This is a genomic window from Pseudomonas sp. FFPRI_1 (assembly GCF_055384485.1).
The window spans coordinates 6497406-6517300 of the sequence record NZ_AP029168.1 but is presented as its reverse complement, the minus strand read 5'-3'; the positions used below and the strand labels follow the sequence as shown (position 1 = coordinate 6517300).

Annotated in this window: 17 protein-coding genes; 9 read left to right on the top strand and 8 right to left on the bottom strand. The window is 61.4% G+C overall.

The features are described 5' to 3' along the window. Positions 1-28 precede the first annotated feature (28 nt). Entirely contained in the window at positions 29-994 is a 966-nt protein-coding gene (locus tag ACZ5BO_RS29125) for a 2-hydroxyacid dehydrogenase (protein ID WP_464697200.1), read from the bottom strand. An 84-nt stretch (positions 995-1078) separates the two neighbouring features. Here ACZ5BO_RS29125 and ACZ5BO_RS29120 point away from each other — a divergent pair, with 84 nt between their 5' ends. Then, positions 1079-1708 (top strand): LysE family transporter, encoded by a 630-nt coding sequence (locus ACZ5BO_RS29120; protein ID WP_025129423.1) that lies wholly within the window; start codon positions 1079-1081, stop codon positions 1706-1708. Here the strand turns inward: ACZ5BO_RS29120 and ACZ5BO_RS29115 are convergent. Then, on the bottom strand, positions 1692-2465 hold the full coding sequence (locus ACZ5BO_RS29115; RefSeq protein ID WP_464697199.1) for an AraC family transcriptional regulator: 774 nt from the start codon (positions 2463-2465) through the stop codon (positions 1692-1694). The genes ACZ5BO_RS29120 and ACZ5BO_RS29115 overlap by 17 nt on opposite strands. 86 nt (positions 2466-2551) lie before the next feature. Between ACZ5BO_RS29115 and ACZ5BO_RS29110 the strand changes: the two genes are divergently transcribed. The 5 genes from ACZ5BO_RS29110 (at position 2552) to ACZ5BO_RS29090 (ending at position 12229) form a co-directional block, all read left to right on the top strand. Beyond that, a complete protein-coding gene (locus ACZ5BO_RS29110) occupies positions 2552-3736 on the top strand; it encodes an MFS transporter (protein WP_464697198.1) in 1185 nt (394 codons plus the stop codon). 146 nt (positions 3737-3882) lie between these two features. Further along, positions 3883-5565, top strand: a complete 1683-nt coding sequence (locus tag ACZ5BO_RS29105) for a fatty acid--CoA ligase (protein ID WP_464697196.1) — start codon at positions 3883-3885, stop codon at positions 5563-5565. A 337-nt stretch (positions 5566-5902) separates the two neighbouring features. Beyond that, positions 5903-7792: a DUF1302 domain-containing protein gene (locus tag ACZ5BO_RS29100; RefSeq protein WP_025129427.1), complete on the top strand. Its 1890-nt coding sequence runs from the start codon at positions 5903-5905 to the stop codon at positions 7790-7792. Positions 7793-7822: 30 nt separating this feature from the next. Further along, positions 7823-9187, top strand: a complete 1365-nt coding sequence (locus tag ACZ5BO_RS29095) for a DUF1329 domain-containing protein (RefSeq protein WP_025129428.1) — start codon at positions 7823-7825, stop codon at positions 9185-9187. A 306-nt stretch (positions 9188-9493) separates the two neighbouring features. Then, on the top strand, positions 9494-12229 hold the full coding sequence (locus tag ACZ5BO_RS29090; RefSeq protein WP_025129429.1) for a winged helix-turn-helix domain-containing protein: 2736 nt from the start codon (positions 9494-9496) through the stop codon (positions 12227-12229). Between the two features lie 45 nt (positions 12230-12274). Here the strand turns inward: ACZ5BO_RS29090 and ACZ5BO_RS29085 are convergent, their stop codons facing one another. From ACZ5BO_RS29085 to ACZ5BO_RS29075, 3 genes are all read right to left on the bottom strand, one after another. After that, a complete protein-coding gene (locus ACZ5BO_RS29085; RefSeq protein WP_025129430.1) occupies positions 12275-13177 on the bottom strand; it encodes a LysR substrate-binding domain-containing protein in 903 nt (300 codons plus the stop codon). Between the two features lie 311 nt (positions 13178-13488). Further along, positions 13489-14847, bottom strand: a complete 1359-nt coding sequence (locus tag ACZ5BO_RS29080) for a sensor histidine kinase (protein ID WP_464697193.1) — start codon at positions 14845-14847, stop codon at positions 13489-13491. Then, positions 14840-15514: a response regulator transcription factor gene (locus tag ACZ5BO_RS29075; RefSeq protein ID WP_464697191.1), complete on the bottom strand. Its 675-nt coding sequence runs from the start codon at positions 15512-15514 to the stop codon at positions 14840-14842. The genes ACZ5BO_RS29080 and ACZ5BO_RS29075 overlap by 8 nt, the downstream gene beginning before the upstream one ends. Before the next feature lie 138 nt (positions 15515-15652). Here ACZ5BO_RS29075 and ACZ5BO_RS29070 point away from each other — a divergent pair, with 138 nt between their 5' ends. From ACZ5BO_RS29070 to ACZ5BO_RS29060, 3 genes are all read left to right on the top strand, one after another. Beyond that, complete coding sequence (locus ACZ5BO_RS29070; protein WP_464697189.1) at positions 15653-15835, top strand: hypothetical protein; 183 nt, start codon at positions 15653-15655, stop codon at positions 15833-15835. Further along, positions 15816-16070, top strand: coding sequence for a hypothetical protein (locus ACZ5BO_RS29065; protein ID WP_464697188.1), 255 nt, complete (start codon positions 15816-15818; stop codon positions 16068-16070). Before ACZ5BO_RS29070 ends, ACZ5BO_RS29065 begins: the two co-directional genes overlap by 20 nt. Positions 16071-16234: 164 nt before the next feature. Then, positions 16235-16735, top strand: a complete 501-nt coding sequence (locus ACZ5BO_RS29060) for a methylated-DNA--[protein]-cysteine S-methyltransferase (protein ID WP_025129435.1) — start codon at positions 16235-16237, stop codon at positions 16733-16735. 84 nt (positions 16736-16819) lie between these two features. On the opposite strand, the gene wecB is transcribed toward ACZ5BO_RS29060, so the two are convergent. The 3 genes from wecB to ACZ5BO_RS29045 form a co-directional block, all read right to left on the bottom strand. After that, positions 16820-17947, bottom strand: a complete 1128-nt coding sequence (gene wecB / locus ACZ5BO_RS29055; RefSeq protein ID WP_464697186.1) for a non-hydrolyzing UDP-N-acetylglucosamine 2-epimerase — start codon at positions 17945-17947, stop codon at positions 16820-16822. Then, entirely contained in the window at positions 17940-18950 is a 1011-nt protein-coding gene (locus ACZ5BO_RS29050) for a polysaccharide biosynthesis protein (RefSeq protein WP_464697184.1), read from the bottom strand. Before ACZ5BO_RS29050 ends, wecB begins: the two co-directional genes overlap by 8 nt. 87 nt (positions 18951-19037) lie before the next feature. After that, positions 19038-19895: a dTDP-4-dehydrorhamnose reductase family protein gene (locus tag ACZ5BO_RS29045; RefSeq protein ID WP_464697182.1), complete on the bottom strand. Its 858-nt coding sequence runs from the start codon at positions 19893-19895 to the stop codon at positions 19038-19040.

The following is a 19895-nucleotide window of genomic DNA, read 5'->3' as shown; positions in this document are numbered from 1 at the left end:
CCGCACCCGAAAAAAGTGGCGAAGTTTATCAACTCACGACCCGTAGCGGGGCACCACTGAAGAACCCCCGGGCATTTTCCGTCAGTTGGCCAACGATTCGCTGGCGGGCTTCGCGGCTGCCCCAGGCATTGTGCGGGGTCACGATCAGGCGCGGGATGTCGCTAGCCAGCAGCGGATTGCCGGCAGAAGGCGGCTCGACCGTCAGGACATCGGTGGCGGCACCGCCCAAGTGACCGCTGCGCAGTGCGTCGGCCAGGGCCTGCTCGTCAATCAGGCCGCCACGGGCGGTGTTGACCACCAGCGCTCCGGGCTTGAGCAGGGCCAGTTCCCGGGCCGCGATAAAGTTGCGGGTATGTTCATTGAGTGGGCAGTGCAGGGTCAGGGCATCCACCTGAGGCAGCAGGTCCTCCAGGGGAACGCGATCCGGCCGGGCCGGGCGGCCGGGGATCTGCCCCAGCAGCACACGCATGCCGAAGGCTTCGGCCAGGCGGGATACGGCGCCGCCCAGCTCGCCATTGCCCAGCAGGCCCAGGGTCTTGCCCGCCAGCTCGATAATCGGGAAGTCCAGCAGGCAGAACTGTTGTGCTTGCTGCCAGCGGCCCGCTGCCACCGCCTGCTGGTAGTCGGCGACCCGTGTGGCCAGGTTGAGCAGCAGCATCAGGGTGTGCTGGGCCACCGATGGGGTGCCGTAGCCCTGGCAATTGCTGACGATGATGCCCTGGCTGCGGGCCGCAGCCAGGTCGATATTGTTGGTGCCGGTAGCGGCCACCAGGATCAGCCGCAGGTCGGGGCAGGCGGCCAGGGTCTCGGCGTTCAGTGCGACCTTGTTGCTGATGGCGATCTGGGCGCCCTGCAGGCGTTCAGCGACCTGCTCTGTGCTGCTGTGGGCATGCAGGTGCAAGGTGTCGAAACTGTCATGCAGCGCCCCCAGATCCAGGTCGCCCAGGTCCAGTGAGCGGTGATCGAGGAAGACGGCGCGGCGATTGTTGGTCATGAACTGTACCTTTTGCACGAAGGATCTAAGGCGTAATCTGCCGAGCCTAACAGATGAAATAATTAGACATACACAGGAGCCTGCATGTACTTCACCGAGTTCTTGACCGTTGCCCTCATTCACCTGCTGGCGGTGGCCAGCCCGGGCCCGGACTTTGCCGTGGTAGTGCGCGAGAGCGTGACCCACGGCCGTCGCGCCGGAACCTGGACAGCCCTTGGCGTGGGCTGCGCGATCTTCCTGCACGTGGGTTATTCGCTGCTGGGGATTGGCCTGATCGTTTCCCAGTCCATCGTGCTGTTCAATGCTCTGAAGTGGCTGGCGGCGGCGTATCTGCTGTACATCGGCTACAAGGCCCTGCGGGCCCAGCCAGCCAAACCGGCGGCGGACGACCTGCACAAGGAGGCCGGGATTCGCACCGCGCGTGGTGCCTTCACCTCGGGCTTCGTGACCAATGGCCTGAACCCCAAGGCGACCCTGTTCTTCCTTTCGCTGTTCACCGTAGTGATCAACCCGCACACGCCGTTGGCGATTCAGGCCGGTTATGGCGTGTACCTGGCGGTGGCCACCGCCGTGTGGTTCTGCCTGGTGGCCATGCTCTTCAGTCAGCAGCGGGTGCGCGCCGGCTTTGCCCGCATGGGCCACTGGTTCGACCGCACCATGGGCGCCGTGCTGATCGCCATCGGCGTGAAGCTGGCCTTCACCGAGATGCATTGATCTCGCTGAGTTGATTCAGGGTCGCCACGTAATGCCGTGGCGTGTCCCCCAGCAAACGGCAGAACATCGCGCTGAAGGCCCGGGTGCTGCCGTATCCCAACGAGTCGGCCACGCTGTGCACGCTTTCCCCGGCGAGCAGGCGTGGCAAGGCTTCCATCAGGCGCACCTGCTGGCGCCAGGCATTGAAATTCATCTGCATCTGCTGCTGGAACAGCCGCGCCAGGGTTCGTGAGCTGGCGCCGACCTGCTGCGCCCAGTCTTCCAGGGTATGGGGGTGGTCCGGGGTCTGTAGCAAGGTTCGGCAGATGGCTTGCAAGCGCCGGTCCTGGGGCATGGGAATGTGCAGCGGAAGGTTTTCCAGGGCGGCGATTTCTTCCAGCATCAATTGCTGGATCAACGGGTTCTCCGCCTGTCGCGGACCTTGCACGGCTCGCAGGATCAACTCCCGGAGCAACGGCGTGACTGCCAGCACACAGCATTGGCGTAACGAGGGTGGCGACAGTTCCGGGTCGATGAACAGAGAGCGCATGCGCACTTCACCAACCATGAAAATCTCATGCTCCACCAACGGCGGGATCCACACCGCGCGGCTTGGCGGGATCACCCAGGCGCCTTGAGCGCTGACCACGCGCATGGTGCCGCAGGCGGCATAGAGAAACTGCGCCTCACGGTGGCAGTGCAGTTGCTGATGCGCGGTATTGGGGTAATCCCGGGGGTAGGCACTGACCGGGCCATGGTGGAAGTGGTCAATTAACATGTCTGATCCGATGACTTTGTTGTCAGGAATGCGATGGATTGCCAAATTAGCATAAGCGGCACAACAACCCACCTTGGTGTATCGCCATGAATCAAGCCCGCAACGTGATCCGCTACGTCAACGCCGCCCATGTCATCGATCACATGTTCATGCTGATCTTTCCCGCTGCTGTGCTGGGCATGACCCAGGCCTTTGGCCTGGACTATGCGGCGCTGATCGGCCTGTCCCTGGGCGGTTTCATTGCTTTTGGCGCCTGTTCGCTACCCGCCGGCTGGCTGGGGGACCACTGGAGCCGGCGGCAGATGATGTTGCTGTTTTTCTTCGGCATTGGCGGCGCCTCGATCCTCACGGGGCTCAGCAACAGCCCGACCATGCTGGTGATCGGTCTGACCCTGATGGGGGTCTTCGCCGCTATCTATCACCCGGTAGGCACCGCGATGCTAGTGGCCTATGCGCAGAATCGCGGGCGCGAGATCGGTATCAACGGCATGTGGGGCAACCTTGGCGTGGCCTTCTCGGCCTTGATCACCGGCTTGCTGGTGGCGCAGTTCGGCTGGCGCTCGGCGTTCATCCTGCCGGGGAGCGTGGCGATCCTTCTGGGCATTGGTTTTGCCTTGCAGGTGCGTGACGAGCCGATCCCCGTGCGCGCCCATGTACCGCTCAAGGGCAAGGGCGGACAGCAGATCTCCATGTTCCTGGTGTTTGGCGTGCTGGCCCTGGCCACGGCTACCGGCGGCGTGGTGTTCAACGCCACCACCATGACCTACCCGAAACTGTTCCAGGAACGCCTGCATGAGTTGTTCACCTCGCCACAGACACTGGGGGTGGTGGTCAGCCTGGCCTACGCCTTCGGTGCAGTGGCGCAGTTGTTGATTGGCCGGGTGTTGCACCGCTTCAGCCTGAAGTGGCCGTTCATCATCCTGACCCTGCTCCAGGCCCCGTTGCTGCTGGCGATGGCCGACAGCCAGGGCTGGAGTGTGATCGTCCTGGGGGCGGCCTTCATGTTCGTGGTGTTCGGCCAGGTCACGGTAAACGATGCCATGGTCGCCAATTTCGTTGCGCCCCAGTGGCAGTCGCGGGTCTTCGCCTTGCGTTACTGCCTGTCGTTCGGCGCCAGTGCCACGGCGATTCCGTTGATCGCTGTGGTGGAACCGCGCCAGGGCCTGAACGGCCTGTATCTGATTCTGGCGGGGTTCGCGGCACTGACTTTTGCCGCGGCGCTGGCCTTTCCCCGCACCCCGGCGGAAGCGGCGGTGGGGCAAAGCGCTTGAGGTCTCGCAGGGCCGTAACAATGCTGGCCTGAAGCTAGTATTTGTACGGCTCTGCAAATCATCCCTTTGGCTGATTTAGCGGGCGCACGGGAGCTCTAGAGTGGTTATCCTCCAGTCACGACCGAGCCGTCAGAAAAGGGATTCTTATGTTGCAGACTCGCGTTATTCCCCCCGCCGAAGGCGCCTACCAATACCCACTTCTGATCAAGCGGCTGCTGATGTCCGGCAGCCGTTACGAGAAAACCCGCGAGATCATCTATCGCGACCAGTTGCGCTACACCTATCCGACCCTGATCGAGCGCGTGGCCCGCCTGGCCAACGTGCTGACCGCGGCCGGGGTCAAGGCCGGGGATACCGTGGCGGTGATGGACTGGGACAGCCATCGCTATCTGGAGTGCATGTTCGCCATCCCGATGATCGGCGCGGTGATCCACACCATCAACGTGCGCCTCTCGCCGGAACAGATCCTCTACACCATGAACCACGCCGAGGACCGCTTCGTGCTGGTCAACAGTGAGTTTGTCGGGCTGTATCAGGCGCTCGCCGGGCACCTGACCACGGTAGAGAAGACCCTGCTGCTCACCGATGCTCCGGAGAAAACCGCCGACCTGCCGAACCTCGTGGGCGAGTACGAGACCCTGCTGGCGGCGGCCAGCCCGCGGTATGACTTCGAGGATTTTGACGAGAACTCGGTGGCCACGACGTTTTACACCACCGGTACCACCGGCAATCCCAAGGGCGTGTACTTCACCCACCGCCAGCTGGTGCTGCACACCATGGGCGTGTCGACCATCATGGGCTCGATCGACAGCGTGCGGCTGCTGGGCACCAACGACGTATACATGCCCATTACCCCGATGTTCCACGTGCATGCCTGGGGCTTGCCTTACGTGGCCACCATGCTTGGGCTCAAGCAGGTCTATCCCGGGCGCTACGACCCGGAATACCTGGTGGAGCTGTGGCGCCGGGAGAAGGTCACCTTTTCCCACTGCGTGCCGACGATCCTGCAGATGGTGCTCAATGCCAAGGCGGCCCAGGGCACCGATTTCGGTGGCTGGAAGATCGTCATCGGCGGCAGCGCGCTGAACCGCGGGCTGTACGAAGCCGCCAAGGCCAAGGGGATTCAACTGACGGCGGCCTACGGCATGTCGGAAACCGGCCCGCTGGTGTCCTGCGCCCACCTCAACGACGAGTTGATGGCGGGCAGCGAAGACGAGCGCACCACCTACCGGATCAAGGCCGGGGTACCGGGCCCGCTGGTGGAGGCGGCGATCGTCGATGCCGAGGGCAACTTCCTCCCGGCGGACGGCGAGTCCCAGGGCGAGCTGGTGCTGCGGGCGCCCTGGTTGACCGAAGGCTACTTCAACGAACCGCAAAAGGGCGCGGAGCTCTGGGAGGGCGGTTGGCTACATACCGGCGATGTGGCGACCCTGGACAGCATGGGGGTGATCGACATCCGTGACCGGATCAAGGACGTGATCAAGACCGGTGGCGAATGGATCTCCTCCCTGGACCTGGAAGACCTCATCAGCCGCCACGCGGCGGTACGTGAGGTAGCAGTGGTGGGCATCGCCGATCCGCAATGGGGCGAGCGCCCGTTCGCCTTGCTGGTGATTCGCGAAGGCCATGAGATTGGCGCCCGCGAGCTCAAGGAACACCTCAAGCCGTTCGTCGAACTGGGGCACTTGAGCAAATGGGCGATCCCCAGCCAGATCGCCCTTGTTACGGAAATTCCCAAGACCAGCGTTGGCAAGCTCGACAAGAAGCGCATCCGCGTCGACATCAGCGAGTGGCAAGCCAGCAACAGCACCTTCCTCTCCACGCTCTGAGCGTCCCCGGCCGTGCCCGCTCGGGCACGGCATGCCCACCCAGCAAGCCTTTGCCTTGTGCTCATGGATTTTTCAGTCATTCTTGCCGCGCCGTTTTTCAAAGGTTATGGCAAAGGGCTGTTCCAGTGCGGTGGGTGGCTGCAAATCACACTTTAGAGGGATCAAGCAGTAATCCCTGCTGGATATAGTCCGTTCACGGATTTTTCTGAACAACGGAGCATTGCGGGGGGCTAGTGCCGCGCAACTTCGGGCCTGGGGTCGCTGTTGGCAGCCCGGTATTCGAGGCGTTTTCAGAAGAACGTACTGCCATAACAATAATGCACATGGAGTAGCGTCGATGACATCAGCAAACCAGTTCTGGCGCCGGGCGAAACTGCCCCTGGCCGTCGGTCTCGCCTCTACGCTCGCCGGGCCGGCATTCGGCGTCAGCTTCAACATCGGTGAAATCGAAGGCAGCTTCGATTCGTCCCTGTCGGTGGGGGCCAGTTGGTCGACCGCCGGGCGCAACAAGGACCTGATCGGGGTCAACAACGGCGGCAAGGGCCTGTCCCAGACCACCGATGACGGCCACTTGAACTTCAACAAGGGCCAGACCTTCTCGAAGATCTTCAAGGGTATCCATGACCTGGAATTGAAGTACGGCGATACCGGTGTGTTTGTCCGTGGCAAGTACTGGTATGACTTCAAGCTCCAGGACGAAGACCTGGACTTCAAGAACGTCAGCAATGACGGCCGCAAGGAAGGCGCCAAGTCGTCCGGCGGGCAGATTCTCGATGCCTTCATCTATCACAACTACTCCATTGCCGATGAGCCGGGCTCCGTGCGTTTCGGTAAGCAGGTGGTGAGCTGGGGCGAAAGTACCTTCATCGGCGGCGGCATCAACTCGATCAACCCCATCGATGTGTCGGCGTTCCGCCGTCCTGGCGCCGAGGTCAAGGAAGGCCTGATCCCGGTCAACATGTTCTACATCTCCCAGAACCTCACCGAGAACCTGTCGGCCGAAGCGTTCTACCAGTTGGAGTGGGACCAGACCGTTACCGATAACTGCGGCACCTTCTTCTCCCAGCCGGACAATATTTCCGATGGTTGCAACGATAACCTGCGACTGCTGGCCAAGCGTTCGACCATCACTGCCACGGCCCCGGGCCGTGCGGCCCTGGCTGCGATGCAGGCGCGGGGCGTCGACGTCAACGAAGAGGGGACGCTGGTCCGCCGCAGTGGCGACCGCGATGCCCGTGACAGCGGTCAGTTCGGTGCCGCGTTCCATTACAACTACGAGCCGCTGGACACTGAGTTCGGCGCCTACTTCATGAACTATCACAGCCGTGCGCCGATCTTCAGCGCCACGGCGGCCCCGCAATCGGCTTACAACATAGCCCCTGGTTTCGGCAGTCTGGCACCGGTGTGGATCGCCGGTAACTCGAAATACTTCGTTGAGTACCCAGAGGATATTCGTCTGTATGGCTTGAGTTTCTCCACCACGCTGCCTACGGGGACGGCATGGAGCGGCGAAATCAGCTACCGGCCGAATGCGCCGGTGCAACTCAACTCCACCGACATTCTCTATTCCGCCGTTCGCCCCTTGAAGGGTGCATACGCCAACGCCTCCCTGCTGGAGGGCGTGGCGGGGCAGGACCTCAATGGCTATCGCCGCAAGGAAATCACTCAGTTCCAGACCACCTTCACCCACTTCTTCGATCAGGTCATGGGCGCCAGCCGCCTGACTCTGGTGGGTGAGGTCGGGGTTACCCACGTCGGCGGCCTTGAGAGCAAGTCGGATGTCCGTTACGGCCGTGACCCGGTGTTCGGGCCTGGCGCCCTGCCTACCACGGGCGGGCAGAACACTTGCCGCGGGCTCAACTCCACCACCATCGCCGGTGCAGGACCGGGCGCAGATGCCAGCAACCTCAGCAGCAACTGCAACAACGATGGCTTCACCACCGCCACCTCCTGGGGCTACCGCGGCCGTGCCATCTGGGAATACCCGGATGTGTTCGCTGGTGTGAACCTCAAGCCGAACGTGGCCTGGTCCCATGACGTCAAGGGGTACTCGCCAGGTCCTGGCGGCAACTTCGAAGAAGGTCGCAAGGCCATCAGCCTGGGGCTGGATGCCGAGTACCAGAACACCTACACCGCGAGCCTGGCCTACACCAACTTCTTTGGTGGCGACTACAGCACCGTGGATGACCGGGACTTCCTCGCCTTGAGCGTTGGCGTGAACTTCTAAGCACACTGTATTTTCAGGAAGAACGACACTATGAAAATAACCAAGAGTCTGTTGCACGTCGGTGTGCTGGGACTGTCACTGCTGGCCACCGGGGTCATGGCTGCGGTCTCGGCCGATGAAGCGGCCAAGCTGGGCACCAGCCTGACGCCAATGGGCGCGGAAATGGCCGGCAACGCCGCCGGCACCATTCCGGCCTGGAAGCCCCTGGCGACCAATGCCGGCACCGTGGACAGCAAGGGGTTCCTGTCCAACCCCTATGGCAGCGAGCAGCCGCAGTTCACCATCACCGCGCAGAACGTCGAGCAGTACAAGGACAAGTTGGCGCCGGGGCAGTACGCGATGTTCAAGCGCTACCCGGAAACCTTCAAGATGCCGGTCTACCCGTCCCATCGCGGGGCCACCGTGCCGGCTGACGTGTTCGCCGCGATCAAGCGCAATGCCACCAACACCAACCTGGTGTCCGGCGGCAACGGCCTGGAGAACTTCGAGACTGCGATTCCGTTCCCGATTCCCAAGAGCGGTGTGGAAGTCATCTGGAACCACATCACCCGCTATCGCGGGGGCAGCGTGACCCGTCTGGTGACCCAGGCGACGCCACAGGCCAACGGCTCCTACAGCCTGGTGTACTTCCAGGACCAGTTCGTGTTCCGCGACAAAATGAAGGACTACGATCCGAAGAACCCGGGCAACATCCTGTTCTACTTCAAGCAGAAGGTCACTGCTCCGGCGCGTCTGGCCGGTGGCGTGCTGCTGGTCCACGAAACCCTCGACCAAGTGAAGGAGCCGCGTTCGGCCTGGGTCTACAACGCCGGCCAGCGCCGTGTGCGCCGTGCCCCGCAAGTCTCCTATGACGGACCGGGTACTGCTGCCGACGGCCTGCGTACCTCCGACAACCTGGACATGTACAACGGTGCCCCGGACCGCTACGACTGGAAGCTGGAAGGCAAGAAGGAGATGTACATCGCCTCCGACAGCTACAAGCTCGATTCGCCGACCCTGAAGTACGCCGACATCATCAAGGCCGGCCACATCAACCAGGACCTGGCTCGCTACGAGCTGCGTCGGGTCTGGCATGTGGTCGCCACCTTGAAGGAAGGCCAGCGCCACATCTACGCCAAGCGTGACTTCTATATCGACGAAGACACCTGGCAGGCGGCGGTGATCGACCACTACGACGGTCGTGGCCAACTGTGGCGCGTGGCCGAGGCCCATGCCGAGAACTACTACGACAAGCAAGTACCGTGGTACGCCCTGGAAACCCTCTACGACCTGCAGTCCGGCCGTTACCTGGCACTGGGCATGAAGAACGAAGAGAAACAGGCGTATGACTTCGGCTTCACTGCCACCACCAGCGACTTCACCCCGGCCGCCCTGCGTCAGGATGGGGTTCGCTGATCCGCTGTAAATAGAGGCCGCATCCTCGGAAATCGCCCCGACTGGTTCGGGGCTTTTTTTTGCCGAAAGGATTTGTCTCGGATGGATCACACAAAAATCAGGGGGAAAGCATTCTGGTTTCTTTAATGTGATTAGCCACTTAGCCCATAAAAATAAGAAATATCGAATTATCACCAAGAGCTATCCGACTAATTTGGTCGCAGTCTTTTCGCCCGAAAAGTCGCAAAAATCTTCAACAGGCGGTTTTTTACCGCTAGTCTGCGGACATCTGCTACGCCGACAACCCTACACCTATAAGAGTTGGCCATGACTGACCTGTCACCCCTGCAACGCTCTGCCGGCACGGTGGTTCCCGCGCTGGAAGGGCGTTTTTATCGACCCCCCCTGCCTGACGGATACGTGCCGCGGCCGCGTCTTTGCGAGCGTTTGAGTGGCGGGTTGCAGGGGCGGCTGTTGCTGGTTTGTGCTCCGGCCGGGTTCGGCAAGAGTTCGCTGGCGGTGGAGTTCTGCCAGGGCCTGCCCGGGCACTGGCAGAGCCTGTGGCTGGGGCTGAGCCGCCGCGACAGTGACCCGGGGCGCTTTCTCGAGCGCCTGTTGGCCGGGCTGCAGCAATACTTTCCTCAGTTGGGCCGGCAATCCCTGGGCCTGTTGAAAATGCGCCAGCGTCACCAGCCCTTTGCGTTTGAAGAGTGGCTGGACGGCCTGCTGGATGAACTGGCGGTTCACCTGTCCGGGACCACGCCTCTGCTGCTGGTACTGGATGACTATCACCTGGCCCAGGGGCCGGTCCTGGATCGCTGCCTGCAGTTTTTCCTCAACCACTTGCCCGACGGCCTGCTGGTATTGGTAACCAGCCGCCAGCGCCCGGACTGGCACCTGGCCCGGTTGCGGTTGTCCCGGCAGTTGCTGGAGTTGCATGAACAGGACCTGCGCCTGACCCATGACGAATCCCTGAGCCTGCTGGATCGCCACAGCAGCTCGCTGCGTGGCGAAGCCCTGGAAAACCTGATCCAGCGCAGCGAGGGCTGGGTCGCCGGATTGCGCTTCTGGCTGCTGGCAGCCTCGGAGGCTGGCGCTATGGGCGGCTTGCCCCAGGGGCTGCATGGTGGCGAAGGGCTGATCCGCGATTACCTGCTCGAAGAGGTCATCGACTGCCTGCCCACTGAGGTCCAGGCCTTTTTGTATGACACCGCGCTCCAGGAACGATTTTGTGCCGAACTCTGCGATGCCCTGCGTGAAGCCCATGACAGTGCTCAGATCCTGGGCTTTCTGCAGGCCCACCAGGTGTTCCTGGTGCCCCTGGATGAGCACGGGCACTGGTACCGTTATCACCACCTGTTCTCCGACCTGCTGCGCTCCCGGCCCACGGCCAACCCCCTGGTACCGGCCGCCAGCCTGCATTTGCGCGCCTGTCGCTGGTTCAATACCCAGGGGCTGCTCGATGAGGCGGTAGAGCAGGCGTTGCGCGCCGGGCACCTGGACGTGGCGGCCAACCTGGTGCAGAACCTGTCGGAGGAGCAACTGCTGGCGGAGCAGAATGTCGGGATGCTGCTGCGTTGGAAGATGGACTTGCCCGACAGCCTGCTGATCAGCACCCCGCGGCTGATCGTGCTCTACAGCTGGGCCCTGGGCCTGGCCTGCCAGCTGGATGCGGCAGAGGAGCTGGCGAGTCACCTGAGCCGTTTCCTGCCGGCTCCCTCGGCCACTGCGCAGAAGTCGATGCTGGCGCAATGGTTGGCCTTGAGCGCGATCATTGCCCGTGGTCGCGGCCAGCGGGAGATGACCCTGGCCTATTGCAGCGAAGCCCTGGAAAGCCTGCCCCACAAACGTTACGGGCAGCGCCTGATGTGCCTGTCGACCTTGTCCAACCTGGCCATTGCCGACGCCGACCTGTGGCGGGCCCGCAGCCTCAACCGCGAGTCGCTGGAGCTGGCGCAGCGAGTCGGCAATCCGTTGTTCGAGGCCCTGGCCCATTACGATCGGGCGCGGGTCCTGCAAGCTCGGGGCGAGGTGTTGCGGGCACAGGAGGAAGTGCATCAGGGACTGCGCCGGCTGCAAGGCTTGTCGGCCCAGCGGCTGTACGCGGCGCGGGCCCGCTTGACCCTGTACGAAGGTTATCTGCTGACCCTGCGGGCCCAGCCCGAAGCCGGCCTGGCGCGATTGCAGGCCGGTCTGGTGGAGGCTCGTGCCTGCCGTGATATCAGCGTGCTGATCGGCCACTGCGTGATTGCCAAGCAGGAGGGCCTGCGCGGCGAGTTTTCCCGGGCCTTCGCCGAACTGGCGGAGGCTGAGCGCCTGATGCACATCTGGGACGTGCCGCCGATCTACTACCTGGCAATGATCACCCTGGTGAAATGCGAGCTCTGGCTGGCCCAGGGGCGCACCGACCTCGCCGAAGCCTGGCTGGCCCGCCTGGGCCAGACCTACACGGGTGAACAGGCCGCGGCGCCACCGGAGTTCCATCCCCAACTGCCGTTGCACATCGAGCTGCAGCAGGCCCAGCTGGAGAGCATCAAGGGCGAGTCGGCCAAGGCCGAGCAGCGTTTGAGCCGGCTGGTGGAGCATGGTCAGCACAGTGGTCGGCAGTTGCTGAGCGTGATGGCCCTGACCCAGAAAACCGCGCTGCTCCTGGCCGATGGACGTGGCCAAGCGGCACGCCAGGATTTTGCCCAGGCCCTGGAGGCGGCGGTGGGGGGCGCGGTGCAACCTTTCGAGGGGTTGATTCGTGGCCAACCTTGCTGGGTGCGCGAACAGTTGCAGCACAATCCGCCCACCGTGTTGACCCAGGCCTTGCTGGAGCGCTTGCCGACGGCGTCCCGGGAGTTGCCTGAGACCGTGGTTCATAACGAATCATTGAGTTCCCGCGAGCTTTCGGTGCTGCAGTTGATCGCCCAGGGTTGTTCCAACCAGGAAATCAGCGAGCGCCTGTTCATTTCCTTGCACACGGTGAAAACCCACGCCAGCCATATCAACAGCAAGCTGGGGGTGGAGCGTCGCACCCAGGCGGTGGCCAGGGCCCAGGAACTGGGGTTGCTCGGGTAGCGCCTGGGACGCCAGGCTGGCGCCGCGACTGGCCCGCTGCCGGGGTCAGCGGGCCAGGTGCTGCTTGCAGTAGTCGGCAAACAGGCGGGCCGGCTTGGTCAGTTGCCCGCGCTTGAGCCAGGCGGCCACCAGCCCGGAACCCGTGACCTCTTCGACGATGTCCACGCAGACCACCGGCTTGCCGTCGTAGGAGAACGGCGAGTGGGGGCGAGTCACCAGAATCGAGAAGCCGAAACCCTGGCCCACCATCCCTCGCACCATCTCGATCGACGGTGAGCTGAAGGCGATCTGCGGGGTCAACCCCAGCTCTTCGAACAGGCTGACGAAATAGGTCCGGCTCGGTTGCACGTCCAGCAGGATCATCGGCTCCAGGCACAGGTCGCGCAGCGACACCTGAGCCTGTCGGGCATAACGGTGGTCGGCGGGCAGCAGCGCATAGGGGCGTTGCGGTGGCATCAGCGGTTCGGTCTCGATGGTCGCGTCCAGATCGTGTTCGTACAGGATCGCCAGGTCGAAAGCGCCACCGGTCAAGCCTTGCACCAGTTCCTGCTGTTCGCCGTCGCGGATGCGAATCTCCACTCCGGGGTAGAGTGCACTGAATCCGGCAATCAATTGGGGCAGGTAGAGTGGCGCCACGGTTTCAAAGCAGCCGATGTCGATCTGGCCGGCTACCACGTCGTTGTCCGCCAGGGCGTTCTGCTCGAATTCCTTGGCCATGCGCAGCAGTTCCTGGGCCTTGCGGTAGAAGCGCGCACCGCTGGGAGTCAGGGAGACGCCGAGGGCGTGATGGCGGATCAGCAACTGCACGCCGAAGCTGTCTTCCAGGCCCTTGATGGCTGTGGAGATCGACGGTTGGGCGATGTACAGCTTGCGTGACGCCTCGGCGACGCTGCCACATTCGACGGTAGTGATGAAGTACTTCAGTTGACGCAGATTGTAGGCAGCCACAGCGAACCTCGTTCTTTGCCTGGGCAGGGGATGGGTTCGGGGCGCGGTGCTCCGGGGCCTGAACGCATCACGGGGACTGCAGTCCGCTCAATGCAGGCACGCGACATAGCGGCGGCGTCCCCTGCGGGTTTTTTGTTCCTCAACAATACCTGCAAGCGACGGGCCGAGTGGCGACGGATAGGCAGCTTTTTCATCGCTTGCGAGCATATATTTCCTCGCTCTGGCGCCACGCGCCTGGAGCCGCCGCAGATTGGCGGGCGCCGGGGGCGTGCTTGCCGGGTGGCTCGCGGCAGGCGCGATTCTGGTGCGTCTCAGACGCTTGGCTCCGGAGTGTCCAGCGGGCCGGGCGGCTGTTCGATGGTGGATGTGGCCTCGAAATCCAGGGTAACGGTAAAGTGCTGTTCTTCTGCCAGCACCACAATTTGCCAATTCAGCCGAGCGCACAACTGGCGCATCAGCTCCAGGCCCAGGCCATAGCCGAAGTCGTCGGAGGGCTCTACCTGCTTGGCTTCGCGGATGCGGTTGACGATGCGCAGGCGCGGGTACTCGAAGTGGATCTCGACACTGCCTTCATCGGCATATTGCAGAGCGTTGCGCAGGAAGTTGCCGACCACGATACGGCAGGCGGTCAGGGGCAGACGGCAGGGCTTGCTGCTGATGTCGAGACTCAGTTCAATATCCCGCTTGCCGATCAGGTAGCGATGCTCCTCGATCAATTCGTTGACCAGTCCGCTGATGTCGATGGCTTCCTCGGGCAAGGGCTCGGGCAACTCGCGGCTCATCCACAACAGTGTTTCGGCAATGCGCTGCATGTTCAGCACCGAGCGCTCGATGCGTTGCAGCGGCGGGGGCAGAACGCCACCGGATTGCAGGGTCAGCAACTCGATGTTGGCCTTGAGCACCGCCAGCGGAGTGCGCAGCTCATGGCTGGTATAGCGCAGCAGGCGTGCCTTATAGCGCAGCAAGCGGCCTTCACGCAGGCTGGCGGCCTGGACCTGCTGCACGCTTTGGGCCAGGGCATCGGCGAGCATATTGAACTCCTTGAAACTGAAATTCGGTCGTTTGCTGGACACCGCCTCGGGGTCCTTCAGGGTGGTGGACCACTCGGCCAGCCGGCCCAGTGGCCGAACCAGCCACCAGACCAGCAGGGCGATGATGATCAGCGCCGGCACGAACACCGCCAGGCTGATGAAGTTGACACCGCGCAGCTCACGATCGAGGTAGGCGTCGGACAGCGGGGTCTCGACCTCACCGCCTTCCTCCTTGTCATGGTCGACGTCGTACATGTACAGGGTCTTGCCGTCGCCCAGGGGCTGGGCCAGGATCGCCCGGCCCTCGTCCTCATCATCGGATTCCAGGTCGCCGAACACTTGCACGGCCCCAAAGGACAGGCTCGGAGGGGTGTCCAGCATCTGGCGGATCTTCTCGGGCAGCGCCTCCTTGCCGATGACGCTGGTATAGAAATAGTTGTGTGGCGGTGGCGTGTTCGGATCCTTCTCGTAGTGCCGGGCGAAGTACTGGGCTTCCTCCTCCATCATGGCGCTGGCGGTATAGAGCAGGCCGCGCACGCTGTATTCCGGCAATAGCAGGCTGTAGATCAGCAGCACCACGGCAATCAGCAACAGGAAGCTGCCGCTGATCACCCATTTCAGTCCCAGACCGTTACGCATGTGACCTCAGCTGTATACCAATGCCCGGAAGGGTGTGGATCAGGGGGTGGCCGAAGGCTTTGTCCACGGTCTTACGCAGGCGATGCATGTGCACCTTGAGGGTGTTGCTGTCGGGTGGATCGTCGCCCCAGATCGTTGCTTCGAGTCGCTCCCGGGTGACCGGCTCGGGGCTGGCACGCATCAGGCATTCCAGCAGGGTCCAGCAGATGGGTGAAAGGTGCAGTTCCTGCCCGGCGCGGCTGACCTTGCGGGTGGACAGCTCCATCACCAGGTCGGCCACTTGGAGACGGCTGGCCTGACCACTGCGACGCATGCTCAAGGCGCGGATCCTGGCCACCAGCTCGGCCAGTTCGAAGGGCTTGACCAGGTAATCGTCGGCCCCGGCGGAAAAGCTGGCGAGCTTGTCCGACAGAGCGTCCAGGGAGGTGAGCATCAGAATCGGTGTCTGGCTGCCCTGCTGGCGCAATTGCGCGCACAGCTGCTGGCCGTCCAGGCGCGGCAGCATGATGTCCAGCAGGATGACGTCGTAGTGCTGGCTGAGGGCCAGGTTAAGGCCGGTCTGGCCGTTGCTGGCGTGGTCGCAGACGATGCCGCTGATTTCCAGGTACTCGATGACGGTGTTGGCCAGGTCGAGGTTGTCCTCGACCAATAGCAGTTGAATATGCACGGGAACGTCCTCTTGGACCCTTGTCGCTCAATGGGCCGAAGAATAGCGGAGTCGGGTGCTTTTCTGCTGATGTTTACCTGGTGTTAACCCATTCCTGTCTAAGCTTGAGGCCTTCTTATTCCACAGCGTGGCGCAGCCATGAACCTGTCTTCGGTGATCAAAGGAACCTTGCTGGTTCTGATTTTCCTCGGCCTGATGGTCTGCATCCTGCCTTCCGGGGCGCCCCTGGTGCGCCTGGGGGAAAGAGGCTTCATGAGCTTGTTGCTGATGGGGCAAAGTGTTGAACGGGCAGGATCGGATTATGTCGCCAGTGCGTTCTGATGAGGGTCGCTCCAGCTATACCGATCAGTTGGTGCTGTGCCTGGTGCTGATTCTATGTGTGTCGATTTCGCTGGGTGCCTATATCGTGCGTTTCAATGCGCAGATCGATCGGCAGCGGGAGCTGTCGCCGGTGTACCTGCTTGAATGCGGCCAGGGGCGTGGGGCGTTTATCATCGATCCCTATGGTCGGCGTAGCAGCAGCGACAACTGCTATGTGATCGACGACGAAGACTAGCCTGAGGCTTCGCCAGCGTCTGGATTGACCTGCAATGAATTCCAGCGCAAGAAACGTGGTTCTTGCGCTGGAATCTGCCTTTAAAGTGAGGGCGTACAGAAGAAAGGGAGGCGACGAACCGCAAGGTTCGGGTGATACCCTTGGCGGCTCGAAGGAGGCCCCGTATGTCCTGTGTATTCAAATTGATGGCGTCGCCCGTAGGCCAACTGACCCTGGTTGCCCGGGGGGCGAAGCTGGCCGCGATTCTCTGGGAACGTGAACGGCAGAACCGGGTACGTCTCGGCCCGCTCGAGGAAGGGGGCGAGCATCCACAGTTGCTGGAGACCGAACGCCAGCTCAGGGAGTATTTCGCTGGCACTCGCGAGCGTTTCGATCTTGAGCTGGATTTTGTCGGCACTGAGTTCCAGCGCAAGGTCTGGCAGGCGTTGCTGACTATTCCCTTTGGTGAAACCCGAAGCTACAGCCAGATTGCCCGGCAGATCGGCAACCCCAGTGCGGTGCGCGCTGTGGGTGCAGCCAATGGCCGGAATCCAATCTCGATCGTTGCTCCCTGCCACCGGGTGATTGGTGCTTCGGGAGGCCTCACCGGGTTTGCCGGCGGGCTTGAGGCCAAGCAGTTCCTGCTGGCGCTGGAGGGTAAGGAAACGCTGCAACTGGCGTTTTGAGGAAGGGGACAATCCAACTGTTGATGGGGGCAGGCATCAACAGTTGGTTTGCGAGCGAAGGCTCTAGCTTGCAGTGGCCGGGCGTCAGGCTTTACGCCAGACCGTGCGATTGATGTAGTCGGTATAGCTGAGCACCACTCGAACCACCTGCAGCGACACGGGGCCGCCCTGGTAGTCGGGGACCAGGGGAATCGTCCGTTTACGGCCATCGTGCTGTGCCGTGATGACCTTCACCGCAGCCAGTATCGATGCCTTGTCCAGCCCGCTCATGATCAAGGTCCCTTCATCCATTCCCTCTGGCCGCTCATGGGCGTTGCGCAACGTCACCGCCGGCAGATTGAGCAGCGAGGCTTCCTCAGTGATAGTGCCGCTGTCGGACAGGACACAGAAGGCCGACATCTGCAGCTTGATGTAATCCAATAGCCCGAAGGGTTTGACAAAGCGAATCAACGGGTGATCCAGCGATTCACCCAGGGCCTCGAGGCGTTTTCGGGTGCGCGGGTGGGTGGAGACGATCAGAGGGTAGCCATATTCGTCGGCCAAGGCCCGAAGGCTCGCCAACAGATCACGAAGGTTGTCTGGAGTGTCGACATTCTCCTCACGATGGGCGCTGACAATAAAGAACTTCCCGGCTTCCAGGCCGCTGCGTTCAAGTACCTCTGAGGTGAGGATCTTGGGCATGTAGTAGTCGAGGACTTCCTGCATGTGCGAGCCGGTCTTGATGATGGTTTCCGGGCGGATGCCTTCGGCGATCAGATAGCGCCGGGCATGTTCGGTCAGCACCATGTTGATGTCGGAAAGATGATCCAGCACCTTGCGGTTCAACTCTTCGGGTACACGCTGGTCGAAACAGCGGTTACCGGCTTCCATGTGGAACACCGGAATCTTGCGTCGTTTGGCGGCAATCACCGCAAGGCAGGTGTTGGTGTCGCCATAGAGTAGCAAGGCGTCGGGCTGCTCGAGCTCGAACACCTGATCGGCCTTGGCGATGACCTCGGCGATGGTCTGTGCGGCCGTTTCACCTGCTGCACCTAGGAAATGATCCGGTTTACGGATTTCCAGATCGTCGAAAAACACCTGGTTCAATTCGTAGTCGTAGTTCTGCCCTGAATGCACCAGAACGTGATTGACCTGTTTATCCAGCTCAGCAATCACCCGGCTCATCTTGATCAACTCAGGACGGGTACCGACCAGCGTCATGACTTTAAGCATTGAGCTGCTCCTTGATGTAGTCCAGTTTGAGCAGCAGTTGCTTGATGCCGGGGACGTCCAGCCGTTCTGTGTTGTGTGAGGTGTAATCGTCGAGTTCGGATATCTTTTCCTCACCTTCGACAAAGTACTTCTTGTAATTCAGGTCGCGATTGTCTGCAGGAATCCGGTAATACCGGCCCATATCCTCAGCCTTGGCCATTTCTTCGCGTGAAACCAGCGACTCATAGAGTTTTTCGCCATGACGAGTACCGATGACTCGCACTGGACTGTCGAGGCTAAACAACTCCTTGAGTGCCTGGGCCAGTTCGCCCACGGTCGAGGCGGGCGCTTTCTGTACGAACAGATCACCCTGCAAACCGTGCTCGAAGGCATGCAGCACCAAGTCCACCGAGTCTTCCAGGGACATGAGGAAACGGGTCATTTGCGGGTCCGTCACTGTCAGGGGTTCACCCTTGCGCAATTGCTCGACGAACAGTGGGATGACCGAGCCTCGGGAGGCCATTACGTTACCGTAGCGGGTGGCACAGATGACGGTGCCGCCCTCGGGAATCATTCGCGATTTGGCAACCATGAGCTTCTCGGCCATGGCTTTGGAGATCCCCATGGCGTTGATCGGGTATACCGCTTTGTCGGTGCTCAGTACCACCACCCGCTTCACGCCGCTGGCGATTGCGGCATTGAGTACGTTCTCCGTACCCTGAACGTTGGTGCGTACGGCCTCCATTGGATAAAACTCGCAAGAAGGCACTTGTTTGAGCGCCGCGGCGTGGAAGACATAATCCACGCCAACCATGGCTTGTCGCAGGCTGTCCGGATCACGTACGTCGCCAATGTAGAATTTGACCTTGTCATTGGCCAAGGCAATACGCATGTCCTCCTGCTTCTTCTCGTCGCGGGAGAAAATACGAATTTCGCGCACGTCGGTATTGAGGAAACGTCGCAACACCGTATGACCAAATGATCCGGTGCCACCGGTGATCATCAATACCTTGTCGTTGAACATAAAACCTTCCAAATCGTATAAACCCAGGAATGGGTCAGGAAAAAATATCGGTCAACTACCCGTGGGGGAGTGATCTTTGCAATCGCCCTAGCGATGGCTGTGCATCGCTTGGATCAGCTCTGGCCATGGGGCTGCAACATACCCGGTAGCCTCATGGAAGCGCTGAGCATTGAGTGAGCGGTCGATAACCAATGCCTCATCCGGGCGGATCTCTATCCGATGGTCATATTCGTTGGCCACCATCTTCAGTAGATCCAACTTGTTAATCGGCGCGGCGGCAACATGATACAACCCACAGAGTTGTGGGTGGGGGAGAACGTAGTCCTTCATCAGCCGTGCCAGCTCCACCGTGGGCAGGCCAGAGAATATGGCCTTGGAAAAGCCTTTGACGCTACCTTGCTGACTCAGGAACCAATCAATTAGAGCGTAATTCGAACTCAGTTCATGACCGATAATCGAGGTACGTAGAGTGATCGCATGGGGCTCGTCATGAAGTTCGCCAATGTACTTGGATTTGCCGTACAGATCCTCAGCATCAGAGATGTCTGATTCCAGGTATCCACCTTTGCGTCCGGAGAACACGCAATCGGTACTTACATGTATCAGTCGTGCTCCCACCAGGGCACACAAGCGCGCGAGCCGGTGCGGTAACATCGCATTGATGGGCAAGGCTGTCAGCGGGTCATTGGCATCGGCCAGTTGTTTGATCAGGCCCACGCAATTGATCACTACATCTGGGCGGATCTTCGCCAATGTCAGGGCCAAGGCGTCCTGGTCCAGTACATCCACTCCGGTGATCAAATGCGAGTAACAGGGTTCGGGAAAGTGCCGAAGGGCTGAGGCGTTACGCAAGGTGCCCCAGACTTCGTGCTCAGTGTCACTGTTGAATATGCGAAACACTGCTTGTCCGAGCATACCTGTGACGCCAAGAACCAATACTTTCAT